Origin of the sequence: Clostridium magnum DSM 2767, assembly GCF_001623875.1 — a bacterium.
GTDB classification, from domain to species: domain Bacteria; phylum Bacillota; class Clostridia; order Clostridiales; family Clostridiaceae; genus Clostridium_AM; species Clostridium_AM magnum.
Genome location: NZ_LWAE01000001.1, coordinates 1,440,138 through 1,463,263 on the forward strand (window position 1 = coordinate 1,440,138; position 23,126 = coordinate 1,463,263).

General features: G+C 31.4%; 23 protein-coding genes. All 23 read left to right on the forward strand.

The features are described from left to right. Positions 1 to 72 precede the first annotated feature (72 nt). The 23 genes from CLMAG_RS06995 to def all read left to right on the forward strand — a co-directional run bounded on the left by CLMAG_RS06995 (position 73) and on the right by def (position 23,126). Positions 73 to 336: a YlmC/YmxH family sporulation protein gene (locus CLMAG_RS06995; protein ID WP_066619885.1), complete on the forward strand. Its 264-nt coding sequence runs from the start codon at positions 73 to 75 to the stop codon at positions 334 to 336. A gap of 101 nt (positions 337 to 437) precedes the next feature. Further along, the gene (nrdR, locus tag CLMAG_RS07000; protein ID WP_066619888.1) at positions 438 to 893 is read left to right on the forward strand and encodes a transcriptional regulator NrdR; all 456 of its coding nucleotides are present in this window, start codon (positions 438 to 440) and stop codon (positions 891 to 893) included. Between the two features lie 312 nt (positions 894 to 1,205). Continuing rightward, the gene (gene pgeF / locus CLMAG_RS07005; protein WP_066619891.1) at positions 1,206 to 1,916 is read left to right on the forward strand and encodes a peptidoglycan editing factor PgeF; all 711 of its coding nucleotides are present in this window, start codon (positions 1,206 to 1,208) and stop codon (positions 1,914 to 1,916) included. An 84-nt stretch (positions 1,917 to 2,000) separates the two neighbouring features. Next, complete coding sequence (locus tag CLMAG_RS07010; RefSeq protein ID WP_066619894.1) at positions 2,001 to 2,696, forward strand: response regulator transcription factor; 696 nt, start codon at positions 2,001 to 2,003, stop codon at positions 2,694 to 2,696. Between the two features lie 12 nt (positions 2,697 to 2,708). Beyond that, positions 2,709 to 4,424 carry a two-component system histidine kinase PnpS gene (pnpS, locus tag CLMAG_RS07015; protein ID WP_066620476.1) on the forward strand — a complete coding sequence of 572 codons (1,716 nt, stop codon included), beginning with the start codon at positions 2,709 to 2,711 and terminating at the stop codon, positions 4,422 to 4,424. Between the two features lie 238 nt (positions 4,425 to 4,662). After that, positions 4,663 to 5,556, forward strand: coding sequence for a phosphate ABC transporter substrate-binding protein (locus tag CLMAG_RS07020; protein WP_066619896.1), 894 nt, complete (start codon positions 4,663 to 4,665; stop codon positions 5,554 to 5,556). A gap of 247 nt (positions 5,557 to 5,803) precedes the next feature. After that, positions 5,804 to 6,697: a phosphate ABC transporter permease subunit PstC gene (gene pstC, locus CLMAG_RS07025; RefSeq protein ID WP_066619898.1), complete on the forward strand. Its 894-nt coding sequence runs from the start codon at positions 5,804 to 5,806 to the stop codon at positions 6,695 to 6,697. Beyond that, positions 6,697 to 7,584, forward strand: coding sequence for a phosphate ABC transporter permease PstA (gene pstA, locus CLMAG_RS07030; RefSeq protein ID WP_066619901.1), 888 nt, complete (start codon positions 6,697 to 6,699; stop codon positions 7,582 to 7,584). The genes pstC and pstA overlap by 1 nt, the downstream gene beginning before the upstream one ends. Positions 7,585 to 7,596: 12 nt before the next feature. Next, on the forward strand, positions 7,597 to 8,346 hold the full coding sequence (pstB, locus tag CLMAG_RS07035; RefSeq protein WP_066619903.1) for a phosphate ABC transporter ATP-binding protein PstB: 750 nt from the start codon (positions 7,597 to 7,599) through the stop codon (positions 8,344 to 8,346). A 226-nt stretch (positions 8,347 to 8,572) separates the two neighbouring features. Beyond that, a complete protein-coding gene (gene phoU / locus CLMAG_RS07040; RefSeq protein ID WP_066619905.1) occupies positions 8,573 to 9,229 on the forward strand; it encodes a phosphate signaling complex protein PhoU in 657 nt (218 codons plus the stop codon). 315 nt (positions 9,230 to 9,544) lie between these two features. After that, positions 9,545 to 10,168, forward strand: a complete 624-nt coding sequence (locus tag CLMAG_RS07045; protein ID WP_066619908.1) for a DUF47 domain-containing protein — start codon at positions 9,545 to 9,547, stop codon at positions 10,166 to 10,168. Next, complete coding sequence (locus tag CLMAG_RS07050; RefSeq protein ID WP_066619911.1) at positions 10,161 to 11,156, forward strand: inorganic phosphate transporter; 996 nt, start codon at positions 10,161 to 10,163, stop codon at positions 11,154 to 11,156. Before CLMAG_RS07045 ends, CLMAG_RS07050 begins: the two co-directional genes overlap by 8 nt. A gap of 196 nt (positions 11,157 to 11,352) precedes the next feature. Continuing rightward, positions 11,353 to 12,687 (forward strand): DUF512 domain-containing protein, encoded by a 1,335-nt coding sequence (locus CLMAG_RS07055; protein ID WP_066619914.1) that lies wholly within the window; start codon positions 11,353 to 11,355, stop codon positions 12,685 to 12,687. Between the two features lie 3 nt (positions 12,688 to 12,690). Continuing rightward, complete coding sequence (der, locus tag CLMAG_RS07060; protein ID WP_066619916.1) at positions 12,691 to 14,007, forward strand: ribosome biogenesis GTPase Der; 1,317 nt, start codon at positions 12,691 to 12,693, stop codon at positions 14,005 to 14,007. Positions 14,008 to 14,009: 2 nt separating this feature from the next. Then, positions 14,010 to 15,008 (forward strand): NAD(P)H-dependent glycerol-3-phosphate dehydrogenase, encoded by a 999-nt coding sequence (locus CLMAG_RS07065; protein WP_066619918.1) that lies wholly within the window; start codon positions 14,010 to 14,012, stop codon positions 15,006 to 15,008. 124 nt (positions 15,009 to 15,132) lie between these two features. After that, positions 15,133 to 16,611, forward strand: coding sequence for a stage IV sporulation protein A (gene spoIVA, locus CLMAG_RS07070; protein WP_066619921.1), 1,479 nt, complete (start codon positions 15,133 to 15,135; stop codon positions 16,609 to 16,611). Positions 16,612 to 17,029: 418 nt separating this feature from the next. Beyond that, positions 17,030 to 17,908 (forward strand): YicC/YloC family endoribonuclease, encoded by an 879-nt coding sequence (locus CLMAG_RS07075; RefSeq protein ID WP_066619923.1) that lies wholly within the window; start codon positions 17,030 to 17,032, stop codon positions 17,906 to 17,908. 17 nt (positions 17,909 to 17,925) lie between these two features. Next, complete coding sequence (gene remA, locus CLMAG_RS07080) at positions 17,926 to 18,204, forward strand: extracellular matrix/biofilm regulator RemA (RefSeq protein ID WP_066619924.1); 279 nt, start codon at positions 17,926 to 17,928, stop codon at positions 18,202 to 18,204. Continuing rightward, the gene (gene gmk / locus CLMAG_RS07085; RefSeq protein WP_066619927.1) at positions 18,204 to 18,833 is read left to right on the forward strand and encodes a guanylate kinase; all 630 of its coding nucleotides are present in this window, start codon (positions 18,204 to 18,206) and stop codon (positions 18,831 to 18,833) included. The genes remA and gmk overlap by 1 nt, the downstream gene beginning before the upstream one ends. After that, entirely contained in the window at positions 18,814 to 19,032 is a 219-nt protein-coding gene (rpoZ, locus tag CLMAG_RS07090; RefSeq protein WP_066619933.1) for a DNA-directed RNA polymerase subunit omega, read from the forward strand. The genes gmk and rpoZ overlap by 20 nt, the downstream gene beginning before the upstream one ends. Continuing rightward, a complete protein-coding gene (gene coaBC, locus CLMAG_RS07095; protein WP_066619935.1) occupies positions 19,032 to 20,216 on the forward strand; it encodes a bifunctional phosphopantothenoylcysteine decarboxylase/phosphopantothenate--cysteine ligase CoaBC in 1,185 nt (394 codons plus the stop codon). Before rpoZ ends, coaBC begins: the two co-directional genes overlap by 1 nt. Positions 20,217 to 20,424: 208 nt before the next feature. After that, on the forward strand, positions 20,425 to 22,626 hold the full coding sequence (gene priA / locus CLMAG_RS07100; protein ID WP_066619937.1) for a primosomal protein N': 2,202 nt from the start codon (positions 20,425 to 20,427) through the stop codon (positions 22,624 to 22,626). A 44-nt stretch (positions 22,627 to 22,670) separates the two neighbouring features. Next, entirely contained in the window at positions 22,671 to 23,126 is a 456-nt protein-coding gene (gene def, locus CLMAG_RS07105; RefSeq protein WP_066619939.1) for a peptide deformylase, read from the forward strand.

Sequence of the window (23,126 nt, forward strand, 5' to 3'; positions counted from 1 at the left end):
AAGACTATAAAATTATATGGTTGGAGGAATATCAACTTTTAGGGTGTGAAATTTAAGAGGAGGAAATAAAAAATGGATGATGAAAAGGCTTTATATTCTATAGGAAATTTAAAATCTATGGAGATTATAGATATAAATACTGGAACAAAATTGGGTTTTATCAAAGATTTAAAGATAGATTGTGATGAATATAGAATCATATCTATCATTCTACCATCACAAAAAATGTCATGGTTTGGTAAAACAGAAGATATAGAACTTCCATGGGAAAATGTTAAAAAAGTAGGGGTTGATGTATTACTTGTAGATGGTGGGCAATTAATGTTAAAGGAATAGTAAATTGTAGTAGAATTTTATATCAAAAAGTGTATAATATTTATATACATGGTTTAGATTGAATGCAAAACCATATTAAAAGTAGAAGGACGTGAAGAAAAGTGAAGTGCCCTTATTGCTCATATGCAGAAAGTAAGGTGGTAGATTCAAGATCTACGGAAGATGATATGTCTATTAGAAGAAGAAGAGAGTGTTTAAAATGCAATAAAAGGTATACTACATATGAAAAGGTTGAAAATGTACCTATATTGGTAATAAAAAAGAATATGAATAGAGAATATTTTGATAGAACCAAAATAATAAATGGATTAATAAAGGCTTGTCAAAAAAGACCTGTGTCAAGGCAGCAAATTGAAAATGTTGCAGATGACATAGAGAAGAAAATTAATAATCAAATGCTTACAGAAGTCGATTCTGAGTATATTGGCGAGTTAATAATGGAGAATCTTAGGCTTCTAGATGAAGTGTCTTACGTGAGATTTGCATCTGTATATAGACAGTTTAAGGATATAAATACCTTTATGGAAGAAATTAAAAATTTACTGGGAAATAAATGAATGCATATACAACTTTAAGAGAATAAAGTTAGTGTATATCTTATAGTGTAATTTAAGGTATGCACTAGCTTTATCTATTTTTTATATAAAATTAGTGTTTTAATATTGCTGTTAGAAAAATTTTCTTAAATGCAAATTGTACATTTAACATATTCTTAACAAAAATTTCATTAGACATAATATACTAGTGTTATAATTTTAAAATAGCAATAGTTATCTCGTAAGATATATATAATATAGAAATCAATAAAGAATAGTGATAAAATTTACTAAATAAAGTTATCAAGGAGTAATTAACTATGGAGGTTAAGTATGGAAATAGTTTTAATTAAGGGCTATGAATTTATAAAACTGGATTTAGGGAGAGCTAATGCTGTATTTTCAACTGGAAAGAATGGATTGGATTTTAATAAAAATGCCGATGAAGGAAGAAAGAATATAGAAAATATAAAAAAGTGGTTTGGTGTTAATGAAGTAGGCTTCTTAAACCAAACCCATAGTGACAATGTTTATATCTATAATGGGAAAGTTGAAGATGGTGATGCACTGATTACAAATAAAGAATCTGCAGCTGTTGGAGTATTTACAGCTGATTGTGTACCTATCCTGCTTTATGATAAAGCTAGTAAAGTTGTAGCGGCAATTCATAGTGGATGGCGCGGAACATTTTCCTGTATCGTATCAAAAACAATTGAAGAGATGAAAAAAAAGTATGGTACTAGAAGTGAAAACTTGGTGGTATGTATTGGTCCGCATATACACCAGTGCTGTTATGAAGTTAGTGAGGAATTAATAGAAAAGTTTAAAAACTCTGAAGTATACAAAGACGTAGATATAGCTAAAGGAAGAATGTTAAGTATGGTAGAGTGCATAACTCATCAATTAGATACTAAAGGAGTAAGAAAAGAAAATATTAATCATATAAATCTTTGTACTTTATGTAGTAATGAGATAGAACTACATTCATATAGAAAAAATACTAATGCATACAAAAGGCTATTTTCATTTATTTTTATCAAATAAGCATTAAAAAAGAACTAGCTAGTCAAATATATTTATATACTGACTAGTTAGTTCGAAAATAATACATTTTAGAGAGGTAAAGCTATGGCGGAAGAAAAAATTTTAATAGTTGATGATGAAGAACACATAAGGGAATTAATTAAGTTTAATTTGGACACAAATGGATATAGAACCATTTGTGCAGATAATGGATTAGAGGCATTAAGAATGGTTAAAAGTGAAAATCCACAATTAATCCTTCTTGATGTTATGCTTCCGAATATGGATGGATATGATGTTTGTAAGGAAATTAGAAGGGATAACTCTATTTCTTCAACACCTATAATCATGATAACTGCAAAGGGTGAGGAGTTTGATAAAGTATTAGGATTAGAATTAGGTGCGGATGACTATATGACTAAACCTTTTTCAATTAGGGAACTGATTGCTAGAGTAAAGGCTATACTCCGAAGAACCAATATAAAACCAATAGATAATTCTTATAGCTTTGGAACTGTAAATATTGATTTTGAGAAGCATGAGGTAACTAAAGAAGGGGCAAAAGTAGAACTTACTTTAAAAGAGTTTGAATTACTTGAAATTTTGATAAAAAATAAGGGTAGAGTAATGACAAGAGATTTTTTACTTGATGAAATATGGGGATATGAATATATTGGAGAAACAAGAACTGTAGATGTTCATATAAGGCATCTCAGACAAAAAGTAGAAGATGATGATAAAAACCCGAAGTATATAGAAACTATTAGGGGAATTGGGTACAGATTTAGTTCAGGAGAATAATTGGTGATTAAGATGAAAAAAAAATTAATGTTTTCGATGTTGAGCACACTTCTCTTTAGTTTGACTATAATGACTATATTATTTGTAGTAATAGAAAATCAAGAATATCTAGAAAATATGAAGCGGACTTTAAAAGTAAATAACGAGCTTATAATAAATGTATTGAAAAATGAAAAATTAGAAGATAGAAGAATTTTTTTTAAGAATAATTTTACCAATGAAATGATAAGAGAAACCTATATTGATAAAAATGGAATTGTTTTAAGCGATTCTATTGCAGACTCTAAAACTATGGATAATCACAATTCAAGAAAAGAAGTAATAGATGCAAGGCAGTATGGAGAGGGATTTAGTATAAGGTATAGTATTACAACGGGATATAGTACTTTATATTTTGCAACAGTGTTTGAAGATGGATTTGTTGTAAGAAGTGCTATTACAATGCAGACTATTAAAGGAATTGAAAGTAATTATTTTAAATATTATATGCTTATAATGTTTTTTTCCGTATCAATTTCTATAATTTTTGCTTCCAAAATGTCACAGTCTATTGTTAAGCCTATTAAGGATCTTGAATTTACAACGGATAAAATTGCGGAAGGTGAATTCAATAGAAGAGTTAGGATAGTATCTAATGATGAAATAGGTCACTTAAGTATGACCTTTAACAATATGGCAGGCATAATCCAAAATATTTTGAGAGATTCATTAGATAAGCAAAATAAGTTAGAAGCCATACTAAAGAGTATGGACAGTGGAGTAATTGCGGTAGATAAGGGACATAGAGTTATAATGATAAATCCTTATGCAAAAAAGATTTTTGGTATAAATAAAGACATTATAGGTCAAAATCTAATGAATAATATAAGAGATTTCGAATTTGACGATATTTTTGATAGTACAAAAGAAGATTCTAGAGAAATGAAAATATTATGGCCTAAGGAAAGAGTTTTAAGAATAAGAACGGCAGATATTATAAATGAGGGGGAGAAGATTGGTACTGTAGCAGTTGTACAGGACATAACCGACGTTAGGAAGCTTGAAAATATTAGATCCCAGTTTGTAGCTAATGTATCCCATGAATTAAAGACTCCACTAACTTCTATAAAAGGATTTGCAGAAACGTTAAAATATGTAGATGATCCTATAAATAGAAAAAAATTTTTAAGTATAATAGAGGATGAGGCAAATAGGTTAACAAGATTAATTAATGATATTTTAACTCTTTCTCATATAGAAAATAATATTGAAGGAAAAAAATATGAGTTTAAGGTTAGTGATATTGTAAAGGATGTCTATAATTTAATGAAACATACAGCAGAAAAGAAAAATATTGAAATAATAATTGGGGAAGAAAGCAGTTCTATTTTGAATGGAGATAGTGATAGGTTCAAGCAAATGCTTATTAATCTAGTGGATAATGCAATAAAGTATTCAGATAATAATGGCAAGATAGTTATAAGAACGAAATGTGAAAATGAAGATTTCTTTATATCTGTAGAAGATAATGGTGTAGGTATACCTAAAGAACACTTAGGAAGACTTTTTGAAAGGTTTTATAGGGTAGATAAAGCAAGATCCCGGGCACAAGGGGGAACTGGTTTAGGATTGGCTATAGTAAAATATATAGTTGTTGGTTTTAATGGTACAATTCAAGTTGAAAGTGAAGTGGGAAAAGGTAGTAAATTTACTGTTAAAATACCTATAGAAAAAGATAAGGAAGACTAAAATTATAGTTGTGTTAAATCTATGTTAAATAAAATAGTTGTAATAATTAAATGAAAATTAGGGAAAATATCCTTAGATGCTTATATCTATGGGTATTTTTTTGTTCATATAAAAGATTCATACGTTGCAAAAATGTTAAGTTAAATTAACATCTCTATAATAGGGGGTTAACTTTAAGGGAATATTATATAAGAGTAAGATAACTGTTAACATTAAAACTTTGAGGAGGGTTTACTTAATGAAAAGAAAGAGCTTAAGAGCTATGATGGCTGCACTGGCAATAACAGTTGTAGCAGGAGCATTTGTAGGATGTGGAGGAAACAAAGACGCAGGAAATACTACTCAGGGAACTAAAGAAATAACAGGTTCAATAACACTTGCAGGTTCAACTGCGCTTCAACCATTAGCAGAGCAGGCGGGAAAAAAATTTACTGAAAAAAATCCTAAAGCTACAATCAATGTTCAAGGCGGAGGAAGCGGCACAGGATTAAAATTAGTTTCAGATGGAACTGCAGATATAGGTAATTCAGATATATTAGCTGAAACAAAGCTAGATAAAGAAAAGGCAAAAGAATTAGTTGATTATAAAGTATGTGCAATAGGCTTTGCAGTAGTAGTTAACAAGGATGTTAAAGTTGATAACTTAACAAAAGATCAAATACAAAAGATATTTGCAGGTGAAATTACTAACTGGAAAGAGGTTGGAGGAGATGACTCTCCAATAAATGTAATAAATAGAACAAAGTCTTCCGGTACAAGAACAACATTTAAGGATACTATAATGGGTGGAAAAGATGAAAAGGAAGGTTTAGGAACTACACAGGATTCAAATGGTGCTGTTGAAAAGTCAATAGTATCTACAAAAGGATCAATAAGTTACTTAGCTTTATCTGCATTAACTAGTGAGGAAGCTAAGCAAAATGTTAGAATGTTAAAAATTGAAGGAGTAGAGCCTACTAAGGATAATATAATTACAGGAAAATATCCTTTCTGGTCATATGAACATATGTACACTAAAGGTGAAGCTAAAGACCTAGCTAAGACATTTATTGATTACATGATGAGTTCTGAAAATGCACCTCTTGTTGAGAAAATGGGATATATTCCGGCAAGTGATATGAAAACTAAATAGAAAAGTTTAGGCTGGCTGCTAAGCAGCCAGCTATTTAGATGATAAAAATGTTACATGATTATAAGTTTAACCCATTAGTTATCAGTCGTAATACTTACCGAAAATTACTCGGATAGGAATTGGTGTTGCGACTGATAACTAATGGATTTAAAACTAATTATTAATAGTTTGAAAAATATGTAGTTTAAGTTATTAAAAGACTTATATGACCTTAGGTCAATAAAAAAATAATATTGAGGTATATGATATGGAAAAAAGAACAACATGGCAGAAATTGAAAAGTGAATATATAGGTAGAGGTTTTGCTGTATTTTGTGGCTTATTAATTGTAGTTCTAACCTTTACTATTATAGGGTTTGTAGCTTTAAAAGGCTTAAATACCTTTGTAAAACATGGGTATTCATTAGGTGAGTTTCTATTCACATCACAATGGAGTCCTGACAGTGATAAGCCTAAACTTGGAGCGTTAATATTTATTGCAGGCTCTACCTTTGTTTCTATAGGAGCTGTTATAATAAGTGCACCTATAAGCATTGCCTTAGCAATTTTCATGAATTATATTTCACCAAGAATAGGAGAGAAAATTTTACAACCGGCATTGGAACTATTTGTTGGAATACCATCTGTTGTTTATGGTTGGATCGGTTTTAGTGTACTGTTACCTTTTATTAAAAAGGGTTTTGGAGGTATAGGGTTTAGTTTAATTGCAGGAATTTTAGTATTAAGTATTATGATTTTGCCTACAATAGCTAGTCTAGCATCTGACGCAGTTAAAACTGTACCTAAAAGCTATTTAGAGGCTTCTTATGGCTTAGGGGCAACAAGGTGGCAAACAATAAGTAAAGTTATAATACCAGCGGCAAAGAATGGCATATTAACGGGTATAGTATTGGGACTTGCAAGAGCCTTTGGAGAAGCTTTAGCGGTTCAAATGGTTATTGGAAATTCTATAAAATTTGCTAAAAATCTATTAAGTCCTACAGCTACTTTAACAAGTATTCTCACTATGGATATGGGAAATACAGTGACAGGAACGGCTTGGAATGATGCTTTATGGTCTTTAGCATTTTTATTATTAATTATATCCTTTGTATTCATTCTAGCTATAAGGCTTATTGGAAAAAGAGGTGAGATCAAATAATGAACGCTAAATTGAAAGATAGAATTTGGACTGGAATTTTATATTCTGTATCAGCATTTGTAGTAATTCTTCTTGTTGCTTTAATAGGATATATACTAGTTAAGGGTGGAGACTGTTTAAGACCTTCTTTCCTATTTGGAAATCCAAAAGCAGGAGAAGCGGGAGGGGGGATTGGTCCTCAACTTTTTAATTCCTTTTATATGCTAATTGTTTCCCTTTTAATATCAGTACCTTTTGGTGTAGGGGCAGGTATATACTTATCTGAATATGCTAAAGAGGGACCTATTCTGAATATTATAAGATTGAGTATTGAAACTATGGCTTCATTGCCTTCTATAGTAGTGGGATTATTTGGGCTTTTGGTATTTGTTAATATGACCCATTGGGGATTTACCTTGCTTTCTGGTGCATTGGCTATATCAGTGTTAAATTTACCAGCACTTACAAGAGTAAGTGAGAATGCTGTTAGGGCAGCTGCTAAACCTGTTAAAGAAGCAAGTTTAGGACTAGGAGCGACACAATGGCAAACCATAAGAAAGGTAATACTTCCTTCAGCGATACCACAGATTTTAACAGGAGTAATACTTGCAGCGGGAAGAATATTTGGTGAGGCAGCAGCGCTGCTTTATACAGCAGGAATGAGTGCGCCTATATTACATTTTGACAATATTAGTTTAATAGATAAATCCTCTCCTTTTAGTTTAATGAGACCTGCTGAAACATTGTCAGTTTATATATGGAAGTTAAATTCAGAAGGAATGGTACCAGATGCATCTTTGATAGCTAATAGAGCTTCAGCTGTGCTTGTAATAATGGTATTGTTATTTAATCTTTCAGCGAGAATATTAGGAAGAAGAATATATGAATCTTATACAGGTAAAAAATAAGGAGGAAGTTAAATGGGCATAATACAAACCAGGGATCTTGACTTATATTACGGGGATACCCAGGCTTTAAAAAAGATAAACTTAGATGTAGAAAAAAATGCGGTTACAGCACTAATAGGACCATCTGGATGCGGTAAGTCTACATTTTTGAGAACTTTAAATAGAATGAATGATTTGATTGAATCTGTTAAAATAGAAGGTGAAGTGCTTTTTGAAGGTGCTAATATATATAAGGATTATGATGAAATAGAGCTTAGAAAAAGAGTAGGTATGGTTTTTCAAAAACCTAACCCCTTTCCTATGTCTATATATGATAATATAGCTTATGGTCCTAGAATACATGGAATAAGAGACAAAAGTAAGTTGGATGAGTTAGTAGAAAAGAGTTTAAAGGGTGCTGCCCTTTGGGATGAAGCAAAAGACAGACTTGGCAAAAGTGCATTAGGAATGTCTGGAGGCCAACAGCAAAGACTGTGTATAGCTAGAACTCTTGCTGTAGAGCCTGAAGTATTGCTTATGGATGAACCGACTTCTGCATTAGATCCTATATCAACACTAAAGGTAGAGGAACTTATGGATGAACTTAAAAAGAACTATACTATAATTATAGTTACTCACAATATGCAACAGGCAGGAAGAATATCTGACCATACAGCTTTTTTCCTAAGTGGAGAAATAGTAGAGAGTGGAAAAACAGAAGATATCTTCTATAATCCAAGGGATAAGAGAACAGAAGATTATATAACAGGAAGGTTTGGATAAATAAAAATATATATCCTCATGAGGTGAAATTAAAAGTTATATGGTATTTAAGCTCCTTATAATTATTAATTTCGTGAATTTAGGAACTTAGTGCCACTTATGCTTCTGCTTATAAAAGCTTTAGTATTAGTGGCAGTTAGTTATAGAATAAAGTATTTCAAAAGTAATCAAAGATGTGAGATAATAGGAAAAACAGTAATTATTAAATTAGAATGAGGTGAAAATTATGACAAGAACTGGCTTTGACTATGCATTAGATGAGCTTAATAATGATTTGCTAAGAATGGGAAGTATAGTAGAAAAACAAATTCATCAATGCATAGAAGCGTTGGTTAAACAGGATGAAAAACTAGCAGAACAAATAATAGAGAATGATGATTTAGTTGATAAACTTGAAAGGGAAATAGAAAATAAATGCATAAAATTAATAGCAAAAGAACAGCCTTTAGCTATAGACTTAAGAACTATAATTTCTACTACTAAGCTGGTTACAGATCTTGAAAGAATCGCAGATTATGCAGTTGATATAGCAAAAATAACTATAAGACTTAAGAATGAAACATATATTAAGGAATTGATTGATATTCCTAAGATGGGCGATGTAGTAAAAGAGATGATAAGAAAAGCATTAGATGCCCACGTGGCTGGAGATGTAGAAGGTGCTTATGCAGCTTGTAAGATGGATGATGAAGTAGACGCTCTATATAGAAACATCTTTTCAGAGCTAGTTGGGTTAATGCAAAAGGGACAGAATAATTTTAATCAAATAACTCAGCTTTTATTTGTTTCTAAACATCTAGAAAGAGTAGGAGATCATATTACTAATGTATGTGAATGGACCATATATTTAGTAACAGGAGAACAAAAAGATCTAAATGACTAAATTTATCAAATCGGTATAAAAAATACCGATTTTTTATTTTTTTTGCTGGAATTTTTGTTTAAAAGTATAATAATATATTTAAATTGTATTAAAAAAAATAGATATATTTAATTTTGATTAATATAATTAAATATATCTATTTTTTAGAAAAATAGGAAAAAGTCTATATATGTAATAAAATACTATAATAAAATATATAAATTCAAACGTTTACTAAGTAATGATAGGTTAATTTTATGTTTTATTTCTGTTAATTTTATGTTATACTTTATAAGGTCGCAAATCTATACTTTCAAAAATATCAGGAGGGATGAAATGTTTAGTTTAACCCCAAAAGAAGACAAATTTTTCAATCTATTTGTTGAAACTGCTAACATTGCCTATGAGGCTTCAAAATTGTTAGTAGAATTTTTAAAAGATCTAGACAATTCAGAAGAGAATCTTAAGAAGCTTAAAGAGGTGGAACACGAAGGAGATAGAAAGCAACATGAAATACTTAAGCAATTAAATAACACATTTATAACACCATTTGACAGAGAAGATATTTATCTTATAGCAAAAGATACAGATGATATTATTGATTTAATAGAATCTACTGCAAGTAGATTTGTTATGCTTAATGTAAATAATTCTACAGAAGAAGCAGAAATCCTAAGCAGAATGATTGTGGAATGTTGTCAGGAAATAATTATCCTAATGGAAGAATTGAAAAATATGAAGACAAGCAAGGAATTATCAAAGAAAATTATAGAGATTAATAGAATAGAAGAAGAAGGAGACAAAGTCTCCAGAAAAGCCATTATGGATATATTTAGAGGAAACATGGAAGTTATCGAAGTTATAAAGTGGAGAGAGATATATCAATATCTTGAAGATACTTTGGATGCCTGTGAAGATTTAGCTAATGTTATCGAAGGAGTAGTAATGAAAAATGCCTAGTAGTATGATAATTATAATTACTATAGTTATTGTTGCTTTAGTGTTTGATTTTATAAATGGATTCCATGATAGTGCTAATGCTATAGCCTGTTCTGTATCTACAAGAGTTTTAACCTTAAAGCAGGCAGTAATTATGTCAGCGCTATTGAATTTTGTTGGAGCATTTATGAATGTTAAAGTTGCTAAAACTATAGGAAGTGGTATTGTAGATCCGAATAGTATCGTTCTAGAGGTTATTATAGCAGCTTTGGTTGGTGCAATTGTGTGGAATATAATAACTTGGTATTTTGGAATTCCAAGCAGTTCTTCCCATGCCCTTATAGGAGGTCTAGTGGGTTCTGCTATTATGTATAAAAAATCTTTTATAATAGTTCACTGGGCAAGCCTTTTTTCAAAAGTTATAATATGGTTAGTACTATCACCTGTAATTGGATTTTTCATAGGCTTGGTACTTATGAATGTTATAAATATGACATTAAGAAATACGAGACCTGCAACAGTTAGTAAAATATTTTCAAAGGCTCAAATTGGTTCGGCCATGCTTATAGCTTTAAACCATGGAGGCAATGATGCGCAAAAATCAATGGGTATAATAACTATGGCACTTGTAAGTGCTGGTTTTTTACCACAGTTTGCTGTTCCAACCTGGGTTAAGGTATCTTGTGCATTAGCTATGGCTCTAGGAACAAGTTTAGGTGGTAAGAAAATTATTAAAACTATGGGTTCTAGAATGGCAAAAATTGCGCCGGTTAACGGTTTTACAGCGGAGATAGGTGCTTCAGCAGTAATTTTTAGTGCAACAATGTTAAATGCTCCCGTAAGTACAACTCATATAATCACAGGTTCTATAATGGGTGTTGGTGCCTCTAAAAGACTTTCAGCTGTAAGATGGGCTGTTGCAAAAGAAATTGTAACTGCATGGTTGCTTACTATACCAGCATCTGCAGCAATTGCAGCGGGAACTTTAGTTCTTATAAATTTAATATAAATATACATAAAAACTTAGATAAAAACTCTTCTCACTTTTATAGAAGGGTTTTTTATTATGCATTGACTAAATAAACAGATTGGGGTAATATTACTAAATGAAGAATTATAGGGATATACACTAGAAACACTTGGATTATTATTGGTACACAGACACCTAAGAAATATTAGAGAAACCATAATTAGGAGTTGGATATATGAAAAATGAAATAGCAGTAGTAAAGGCTGGAAGTATCGCTGAAGAAATGGAGATAGAGGTAGGAGATATTTTAGTAAGTATTAATGGTGAAGCAGTTAAAGATATTATTGACTATAAATTTTTGATCTCTGATGAATATGTTGAAATTGAAATACAAAAGCCAGACGGTGAAATATGGGAGCTAGAGATTGAAAAAGAGTATGATGAGGATTTAGGAGTAGAATTTAAGGATGCAATTTTAGACACGCCTAGAAGTTGTCATAATAAATGTGTCTTTTGTTTTATAGATCAGTTACCAAAGGGTATGAGAGAAACCTTATATTTTAAAGATGATGATTCTAGATTAGCTTTTCTTCAAGGAAATTTTGTAACTTTGACTAATATGAGTGAAGAAGACATAGAAAGAATAATAAAATATAGAATAAGCCCTATAAATGTATCTGTACACACTACTAACCCGGAGCTTAGAATTAAGATGACTAATAATAGATTTGCAGGGAATGTATATAGTAGACTTAAAAGGATGGCTGATGCAGGAATAAGCATTAACTGCCAAATAGTTCTATGTCCTGGATTAAATGATGGGGATGAATTAGAAAGGACTATAGAAGATCTGTATAAATTATACCCACAAATAGAGAATTTAGCAGTAGTTCCTGTAGGTGTTACTAAGTTTAGGGAAGGCTTATTTAAACTTGATTTATATAATAAAATTACAGCGGCAGAACAATTAGATAGAGTTGCAAAGATGCAGAGAAAGTATATAAAGGAGCTAGGTGTACCTTTTGTTAGAATGTCTGATGAATTTTATGTTACTGCTGAAAGGGAGCTTCCGGCAACTGAATTTTATGATAATTTTAAGCAGTTAGAAGATGGTGTTGGAATGATAAGAATTTTTAGGAACCATATTAGAGATTCATTAGTCCATCTCCAAAAAGATATAAAAGGATCTTTTACAATTGTAACAGGAGCATCAGCTTATAATGAAGTGTTAAAAGCTGCAGAAAGTATAATGGCAGCTAATCCTAAAATAGATATAAGTGTAAAAAAAATAATAAATTATTTCTTTGGTGAAACTATAACAGTAGCGGGCCTAATTACTGCAAAGGATATAATTGAACAATTAAGATGTGAAATTATAGGAAAGTGTGTTATAATACCAGATTGTATGCTAAGAAAAGGTTATGAATTAGCATACAATAAGGAAAAAGTTTTTCTAGATGATATTACAGTAGAAGGATTAGAAAAAACTTTAAATAGAAAAATTCTAGTATGTGATTATACTGGAGAAGATTTGATAAAGATAATAAATGAACATTGTGAGGAGGAATAAATAATGGGAAAACCGATAGTGGCAATAGTTGGAAGACCAAACGTAGGAAAATCTACATTATTTAATAAGTTAGCAGGAAAGAGAATATCAATAGTAGAAGATACACCTGGAGTTACAAGAGATAGAGTATATGCAGAAGCAGAGTGGTTAAAATATACCTTTACTATGATTGATACAGGTGGTATTGAACCGGAAAGTGAAGATATTATAGTTGCTCAAATGCGTAGGCAGGCGCAAATAGCTATAGAAACTGCAGATGTAATAGTATTTATAGTAGATGGTAAGGAAGGTTTGACTGGGGCAGATAGAGAAGTTGCTCAAATGCTTAGAAAAAGCAAAAAACCAGTTGTGTTAGTTGTTAATAAAATTGACAGCTTAAAAGATGAAGATAATGCTTATGAATTCTACAACTTAGGTATAGGTGATCCTATAGCTATATCCGCTTCTCAGGCCCTTGGACTTGGAGATATGTTAGATAAAGTGGTATCCTATTTTGATGAGGCTATGCTGGAAGATGAAGATGATGAATATATAAAAATCGCTTTTGTGGGAAAACCAAATGTAGGAAAGTCCTCTTTAATAAACAAATTATTAGGTGAAGAAAGAGTTATAGTAAGCGATATACCGGGAACTACAAGAGATGCAATAGATAGTTATTTAGAGACTGAAGAAGGCAAATTCCTACTAATAGATACTGCAGGACTTAGAAGAAAAAGTAAAGTTAAAGAAGAGATAGAAAGATACAGTGTTATAAGAACTTATACTGCTATAGAAAGAGCAGATGTGTGCATACTAATGTTAGATGCAACTCAAGGTATAACAGACCAGGATGAGAAGATAATAGGATATGCACATGAGCTTAATAAAGCTATAATGGTTATAGTTAATAAATGGGATTTAATAGAAAAAGATAATAAAACTATGAATGAATTTACAACTATGATTGGAAGAAGTTTATCATTTATGTCATATGCACCGTACCTATTTATATCTGCTAAGACTGGTCAAAGATTACCGAAGGTACTACAAACTGTAAAGGAATGTTATAACAACTATAACAAGAGAATAAAAACAGGGGTATTAAATGATGTAATTAGTAGGGCCCTTATGATGAAAGAACCTCCTATTATAGGAACTAAGAGATTAAAAATATACTATTGTACTCAGATAGGCGTAAAAGCACCTACATTCGTATTCTTTGTAAATGACCCATCTGCATTACATTTTTCATATCAGCGATACCTTGAAAATCAATTAAGAGAGAATTTTGATTTTAAAGGCACTGGAATAAAGATGGAGTTTAGAGAAAGGAAGGAATAGTTATGTGTTCAAAAATTGCCTTTTTAGGTGGCGGCAGCTTTGGAACAGCATTATCCATAATGCTTGCCAAAAAAGGAGTTTTGGCTAAAATTTGGGATAGAAATAAGGATGTAGTAGATGATATCAATATAAAAAAAGAAAACATAAGGTATCTACACGGCGCAGTTATACCTGTTGGAGTTGAGGCTTTTACTGATATTAAAGAAGTGGTTCAGGATAGTGAGTATATAGTCTTAGCTGTTCCTTCACATGTAGTGCGAAATTTATGTAAGGATATTAGAGAAATTGTAAGTGAAAATCAGATAATAATTAGCATTGCTAAGGGCATTGAGGCAGGGAGTGGAAAAAGGTTATCCCAGGTGATTAGTGAAGAACTACCTAACAACTCAGTAGTCATACTCTCCGGACCAAGTCATGCGGAAGAAGTAGCTCAGGATATTCCAACTACCGTAGTTGTTGCTTCGGAAAAGATGGAGTATGCAAAAAAGGTTCAAGATTTGTTTATGACTAATAAATTTAGAGTTTATACTAATGAAGATATTATAGGTGTTGAAATTGGTGGGGCAGTTAAAAATATAATTGCTTTAGCAGCAGGAGTATCTGATGGAATAGGATATGGAGACAATACTAAAGCGGCATTGATGACTAGAGGAATGAGTGAAATTGTAAGAATAGGTACTAAACTTGGAGGGAAAAAAGAGACTTTTGCAGGGCTTACTGGAATAGGCGATCTAATTGTTACTTGTACAAGTATGCATAGTAGAAATAGAAGAGCGGGAATATTAATCGGTAAAGGTTCTACAGCAGAGGAAGCAACAAGAGAAATTGGAATGGTAGTGGAAGGGATAAAAGCGTGTAAGGCTTTTTACGAACTTAAAGAAAAGTTAGGAATATCTATGCCCATTACGGATGTTTTGTATAAAGTTATATTTGAAGGTAAAGAGCCTAAATATGGCGTATATGAGCTTATGACTAGAGATAAAAAGGGTGAAGAATATTAAATAGATGAAAAGTGAGGATCAAGAAATATTTTTTATCCTCACTTTTTTATATTATTTAGTAATAAATTTATCTTCGGCTAAATATATATATACTGTTAACATTTAGATTATTGGGGGTAATATTTTGGAGAACTTTGATATATACAAAGATATAGCCGAGAGAACGCAGGGAGATATTTACGTAGGGGTAGTTGGTCCCGTAAGAACTGGTAAGTCTACTTTTATAAAAAGATTTATGGAGCTTATGGTTATACCTAATATTGAGAATTCCTATAAAAAGCAAAGGGCAAAAGATGAACTACCTCAAAGTTCCTCAGGGAAATCCATTCATACTACAGAACCTAAGTTTGTTCCTAATGAGGCTATAGAAATAAGCTTGAATGAAAATACTAAATTTAAAGTTCGGTTAGTAGACTGCGTTGGCTATATAGTTAAAAATTCTCAAGGTTATATGGAAGGTGACAAGGCAAAGATGGTTACCACTCCTTGGTATGACTATGAAATTCCATTCGAAGAAGCAGCAGAGATTGGAACTAAAAAGGTTATAAATGAACATTCAACAATAGGACTCTTAGTAACTACTGACGGCTCAATTACAGATATAAGCAGAGAGGACTATGTTGAGGCTGAGGAAAGGGTAGTAAATGAACTAAAGGCCATAAATAAACCTTTTATAATTGTGTTAAACTCGCAACAGCCTAATAGTGAGGATGCTATACTGCTAAAGAATGAACTAGAGGAAAAATATGATGTTCCTGTCCAAGGAATGGATGTACTTAATATGAAAGAAGAAGACATAACAGATGTTTTTCAGAGAATACTTAAAGAATTCCCAATAAAAGAAATAAATATAGACATGCCAGAGTGGATAGAAAAATTAGAGCCGTCTCATTGGCTAAAATTAGACTTTTTTGAGTTGGTAAAAAACATGTGTAAAAGTGTATATAAGGTTAGAGATATAGGTAAGTCTGTAAAAGGTTTTGAAGAAGTGGATTTCATGGGAGATTCTAATATCACTGAAATTAACATGGGAGAAGGTACTGCAAGGATTAATTTAAAGCCTAAACATGATTTGTTTTATAAAATATTAGGTGAAGTTTGTGGTACTGAACTAGGTGGAGAAAGTGATTTGTTGAACATAGTTAAGGAGATGCATAAAGCAAAGGTTGAGTATGACAAAGTAGCAGATGCGTTAAGAGATGTGAGAGAAACAGGATATGGATTAGTAGCGCCTCAACTTTCAGAGATGAAATTAGAAGAACCTCAAATTGTTAGACAGGGAAATAGAACTGGTGTTAAATTAAAGGCGAGCGCTCCTTCACTGCACTTTATAAGAGCAGATATTGAGACAGAGGTTTCTCCTATAATGGGAACTGAAAGAGAAAGTGAAGAAATGGTTAAATCGTTATTTGAACAGTTTGAAAGTGATCCATCTAAGATATGGCAGAGTAATATGTTTGGAAAGTCTTTAGAGATACTTGTGAAGGAAGGTCTTCAAAATAAGTTGTACAAGATGCCTGAAGATGTACAAATAAAAATACAAAAAACTCTACAGAAGATTATAAATGAAGGTAACGGTGGATTAATTTGCATCATATTGTAACTTTATGGTAATTCTTTATGTTGAAAATGTTAAAATTACAATACTTATATTATAAAGCCTGTGAATGTAATGTTCACAGGCTTTATAATATAGATAAAAGAAAGTAGAAACAAATTTGATAAAAATCATGAAAAATACTAGATATTAGATTATAATAGAATAATAAAGGGAAATTTGAATAAGATGAGGTATTAGAGGGGGCTGTACCCTTCATATTAGATACTCTAAAATTAAAAGTATATTTGCAATATTTCAGTAAATGGGTTCATTATGGTGATTTTATGTTATAATCTTTTTACTAAACAGTTTTAATTAAGTACTACATATTTAGTAATTGTAAATTTATCTTGAAATTATTATTAATATTTATGTATAATTAGTATGAATTGACAAGGCAACACGGAAGGATGAAATAGTAATGATAAGAAGTATGACTGGTTTTGGAAGGGGAAATATAGATCAGGATGGAAGAAGTTTCACAGTAGAAATAAAAAGTGTTAACCATAGATACTGTGACTTAAACATGAAAATGCCTAAAAGTTTGTTGTCTCTTGAAGATAGGATAAGAAAAGTTATTCAAGAAAAGGTAACTAGGGGCAAAGTAGATGTTTTCATTACCCAAAATAACTATGAAAAGCAGGGTGCTAAAGTAGTACTAGATGAAAAGCTTGCAGATAGCTACGTTGAATGTCTTAATGAAATAAAGGAAAGATATGATATAAAGGAAAATATATCATTAGCTCTTATTTCTAAATTTCCAGATGTAGTAAATCTTAAGCAAGAAGAGGAAGATGTTGAAAATTTGTGGGAAATTCTTTCTTTACCTTTAAGAGATGCTGTGAACTTGCTTGTTGATATGAGGGAAAGAGAAGGATTAAAGCTTGAAAAAAATATACTATTAAAATGTGACTATATTAAAAGTTTATTGGATAAAATAGAAGAAAAGTCACCTTTAGTAGTAGAGGAATATAAGGAAAAGCTTAATGAAAGATTAAAAGAGCTGTTAGGAGAAGGTCAAGTTGATGAAAATAGAATTGCAGTAGAGGTAGCTCTATTTGCAGATAAGTCAGCAATAGATGAAGAAATAGTTAGGCTTAACAGTCACTTAGTCCAATTAAAGGAAACCTTTAATCTAAATGAAGCTGTGGGAAGAAAGCTTGACTTTATTATTCAAGAAATGAATAGAGAAATTAATACTATTGGTTCAAAAGCAAATAATTTAGAAGTAACAAATAATGTTTTAAACATAAAGAATGAAATAGAAAAAATTAGAGAACAAATACAAAACATTGAATAATGTCTAGGAGGAAGCATATGAGTATAAAGTTAATAAACATAGGTTTTGGTAATATTGTTTCAGCAAATAGATTAGTAGCTATAGTTAGTCCTGAATCTGCACCAATAAAGAGAATAATCCAAGAAGCTAGAGATAGAGGAATGCTTATAGATGCTACATATGGAAGAAGAACAAGAGCTGTTATTATTACTGATAGCGATCATGTAATACTTTCAGCAGTTCAACCAGAGACAGTAGCACATAGATTGTCTTCAAAAGAAGCAGCAGAGGAAGAAGAAGTCGAGGTAGATGAATAATGGATCAAAAGGGTCTTTTAGTAGTTATATCAGGACCTTCTGGTGCAGGAAAGGGAACTATTTGCAAAGCTCTATTACAAGAAAATGATTTTTGGCTTTCTGTTTCTGCAACTACAAGGCAGCCGAGAAACGGAGAAGTAGATGGAGTCAATTACTATTTTTTGACTAAGGAAGATTTTGAGGAAAAAATATCAAAGAATGATTTTTTAGAGTATGCAGAAGTTTATGGCAACTACTATGGAACCCCAAAATCTAAAGCTTTAGAAGCTATAAATAATGGGAATGATGTCATATTAGAAATAGATATTCAAGGAGCATTAAAGGTAAAAGAAACATATCCTGAAGGAGTATTTATTTTTATACTTCCACCTTCAATGGAAGAACTTAAACAAAGAATAATTAACAGAGGCAGTGAAACACCTGAATCATTAATGACAAGATTTAAATCAGCATATAAAGAGATAAACTATGTGTCTAAATATAATTATGCGGTTGTAAATGATACTGTTGAAGAAGCGGTAAAAAAGATACAAGGTATAATGGTAGCTGAAAGATGCAGAGTTGATAGAGTAAAAGAAAAAATATTAGATTCAAAGGAGGGCATTATTCATGAGCAACTCTATGATTAATCCATCGATAGTAGATTTATTAAAGAAAGTGGAAAATAGATTTACACTAGTAACTATGACTGCTAAAAGAGCAAGACAATTAATAGAAGGTGAGGAGCCTCTTGTAAAAATAACTTCAAATAAACCTGTTACAATATCAATAAACGAAATAAGTCAGGAGACTATTACTTACGAAACTGTTAGAGAAGGTATTAAGTAATGACAAATGCTAAAAAGACTGTAGTTGTAGGAGTCACAGGGGGCATTGCGGTTTATAAGGCATTGGATGTAATAAGCAAACTAAAGAAGAAAGACTTTGAAGTACATGTTATAATGACAGAATCAGCAACAAGGTTTGTAACTCCCTTAAGTTTTCAAAGTTTAAGCCAAAATATTGTAAATTCAGATATGTTTTCTGAACCTAAGGCATGGGAAATACAACATATTTCACTAGCTAAAAGAGCAGACTTGATAGCTGTAATTCCTGCTACTGCGAATATTATAGGCAAGGTTGCTAATGGTATAGCGGATGACTTGTTATCCACTACTATTATGGCTACAAAGGCTCCAGTAGTTTTTGCTCCGGCTATGAATACAAATATGTATAATAACCCTATTGTTAGGGATAACATTAATAAACTCCAAAACTTGGGATATAAATTCATAAATCCCGCCTCTGGAAGACTGGCTTGTGGTGACGAAGGAGAAGGGAAACTTGCTGATACAGAACTTATTTCTGAATACATACAAAGTATGATGTACGATAAGAAAGATTTGCAAGGCAAAAAAGTTCTTGTAACAGCAGGACCAACTATAGCTCAAATAGATCCAGTAAGATATATAACTAATAGATCATCTGGAAAAATGGGATATGCTATAGCTGAAGAAGCAAGGGACAGAGGTGCAGAAGTAACTCTTATATGTGGAGCTACTAGCCTAGCTGCGCCATTTGGAATAGAAGTAGTTAGTAGCAGAACTAATGAAGAAATGTTGAAAGAAGTTCTAGATAGATTCAATGAGCAAGATATAGTAATTAAAGCTGCTGCTGTAGCAGATTATAAACCTAAGCAGTATTCAGATAGGAAAATAAAAAAAGCTGAAGAAGAATTAAATTTAACTTTTATTAAAGATAATGATATACTAAAAAAATTAGGAACTTTAAAAAATAATCAAATTCTTGTAGGATTTGCAGCTGAAAGCAACGACTTACTAGAAAATGCTCAAAAGAAACTACATAATAAAAATCTAGATTATATTGTGGCTAATGACATTACAGCTGTTGATACAGGTTTTGCTTCTGATAATAATAAAGTAACCATAATTTGCAGAGATGGAAAAACTATTCATTTAGATAAGATGTCAAAAAGACAGGTAGCTAGTAGGCTATTTGATTTAATGAAGTAAAACTTGAATCAGGTGGGGCTTGAAACCCCACCTGATTCTTAGTTGAATGAATCCAGGGACATAGCCGCTCTTTGCTTCTATCTTGAAGGAGATGAAAGCAGAGAGCGGGTAGTCATGGGATAAATGTTTAAGAAAGAGGGGCTGAAACTTACGTATACTGTAAGATTATGCCTCTCTTATTTAGTATTAATCTTAAAAGGGTGATCGAGTGTTTAAATACGTAGGTATTATAGTTAATAATAGTTCTATACAAGTAGATAAAATTTTTACTTATAAGATTGCTGAAAATCTAGTTAATATAATAGATATTGGCTTTAGAGTAAAGGTACCTTTTGGTATGGGAAATAAAAAAATAGACGGTTTTGTAGTGGAACTTTATGAAGAATATGAGGGTAATGGAAGAATAAAAGAAATAGAGGAAATATGTGATAAATTTCCTCTATTCACAAAAAAAGATTTGATTATAATAAAAGAAATGAGAGAAAAGTATTTATGTACTTACCTTGATTGTATAAAGGTTTTTATTCCAGCTGGTGTTTTTAAAGGAATGAAAAATAAGAGAGAGACATTGATATATACTGGTAAAGTACTGGAAGGTAAATATTACAAAGAGCCCTATAAGAATATTTATGAAATAGTAAAATCTAACGAAGGTATCTATACTAAGACTGCTCTTAGTAATGAATACAATCTATCCTTATCTTCGATAAATACGATGCTAAAATATGGATTTCTTTCTGCTCAAGATCAGATTATTAATCGTTATAATGTAAGACAATATGACCAATATCTGAAAAAAAACCTGAATGATGAACAAAATACAGCTGTAAAAAGAATATTGTATTCAGGTAAAAAAACATTTTTAATTCATGGTGTCACAGGAAGTGGGAAAACGGAAATATATATGCACTTAGTAAGTGAGATGATAAAGCAAGATAAGGAATCTATTATACTTGTACCTGAGATTGCACTTACACCTCAAATGGTTGAAAGATTTAAAGGGAGATTTGGCAAAGATATAAGCGTATTCCATAGTAAATTATCAGATGGAGAAAGATATGATGAGTGGCTTCGTGTAAAAATGGGGAAGGTAAAAGTAGCTATTGGGGCAAGGTCTGCAATTTTTTTACCTTTTAAAAATTTAGGGTTAATAGTTATAGATGAGGAACATGAAGGAAGTTATAAGTCAGATAGTAATCCTAAATACAATGCAAGGGAAATTGGAGAATTAAAATGTAGAATAGAGAATTGCAAATTGGTATTAGGATCAGCCACCCCTTCTATAGAAACTTATTATAAATGCAACAAGGGCGAAATTGATCTAATAAGTATAAGGAATAGAGCAGATGGTGCTATTTTGCCAGAAGTACAAATTGTAGATATGAGAGAGGAACTTCTAAATAATAATAAATCTATCTTCAGTAAAAGCTTATATGAAGCAATCGAAGATAGATTAAGTAGGAAGGAGCAGATAATACTTTTTTTAAATAGAAGAGGATTTTCTACTTTTGTTTCCTGTAGGAAGTGTGGATATGTATTTAAATGTAGCAATTGTGATATCTCACTTACCTATCATAGCAATGGAGGTAAGTTGATGTGTCATTATTGCGGCAGCAGTCAATCAGTACCGGACACATGTCCTAAATGTGCCAGCAAGTATGTTAAATATTTTGGAGTAGGAACTGAAAAGGTAGAACAAGAAATTAAAAAATACTTCCCGTCTGCAAATACCTTGAGAATGGATTTTGATACAACTAGGGGTAAGAATTCCTATGAAGAAATATATAACACCTTCAAAAGTGGGAAGGCAGACGTATTAATAGGAACACAGATGGTAGCAAAAGGGCTTGATTTTAAGAATGTTACCCTGGTTGGAGTAATTGCTGCCGATTTATCTCTAAATCTTCCGGATTTTCGATCGGCAGAAAGAACCTTCCAACTTATAACTCAGGTTTCAGGAAGAGCTGGAAGGGGAGAAAAAAAAGGAGAGGTTATAGTTCAGACCTACAGCTCTGAAAACTATAGTATAAGATATGCTGCAGCAAACGATTATGAAAGCTTTTATAAAGAAGAAATAGAATTAAGGGATAACATGGAGTATCCACCTTTTTCAGATATAATACTTATTAATATGAGTAGCAAAAATGAAAATCTATTAATAAAAAATATACAAAATGTTGGCATATTCTTAAGAAATGAATTAGAAAAAAATGATAAAATTAAAATGCTAGGACCATGCCCTTGTGAAATTTCTAAAATTAAAGAATTATATAGATGGCAAATTATATTAAAGGGCAAAATAGATAGACAATTTGGTGGAAATATAAGAAAAATAGTTTATGATTTATTAAAAGATGTTTATAATGATATAAGAGTAAGTATTGATATAAATCCGAATAGTTTATTATGATAATATATTTCAATAAGTTCGGATAAATTTTGGAGGTAGAAATAATGGCGTTAAGAACTATAAGAAAACATGAAGATGAATTACTTAGAAAAAAAAGTAAGAAGGTAGATGTAATAAATGAAAGAATAATAACTTTATTAAATGATATGGAAGAAACTATGTATGATGCAGATGGAGTAGGGCTTGCGGCACCGCAGGTAGGAATACTTAAAAGAGTTGTAGTTATAGATATAGGAGAGGGGATATTAAGACTTATTAATCCAGAAATTATATCTACTGAAGGAAGTTATGTAGATGTGGAAGGATGCTTAAGTATTCCAGGAGAACAGGGGCAGGTGGAAAGACCTTATAAAGTAAAAGTAAAAGCTTTAAATGAAAAAGGTGAGGAAATTATAGTGGAAGGAGAAGAGCTGCTTGCTAGAGCATTATGTCATGAGATTGATCATCTAGAAGGTGTATTGTTTGTTGATAAGGTTATAGATAACAAGGGGGGTAAATAA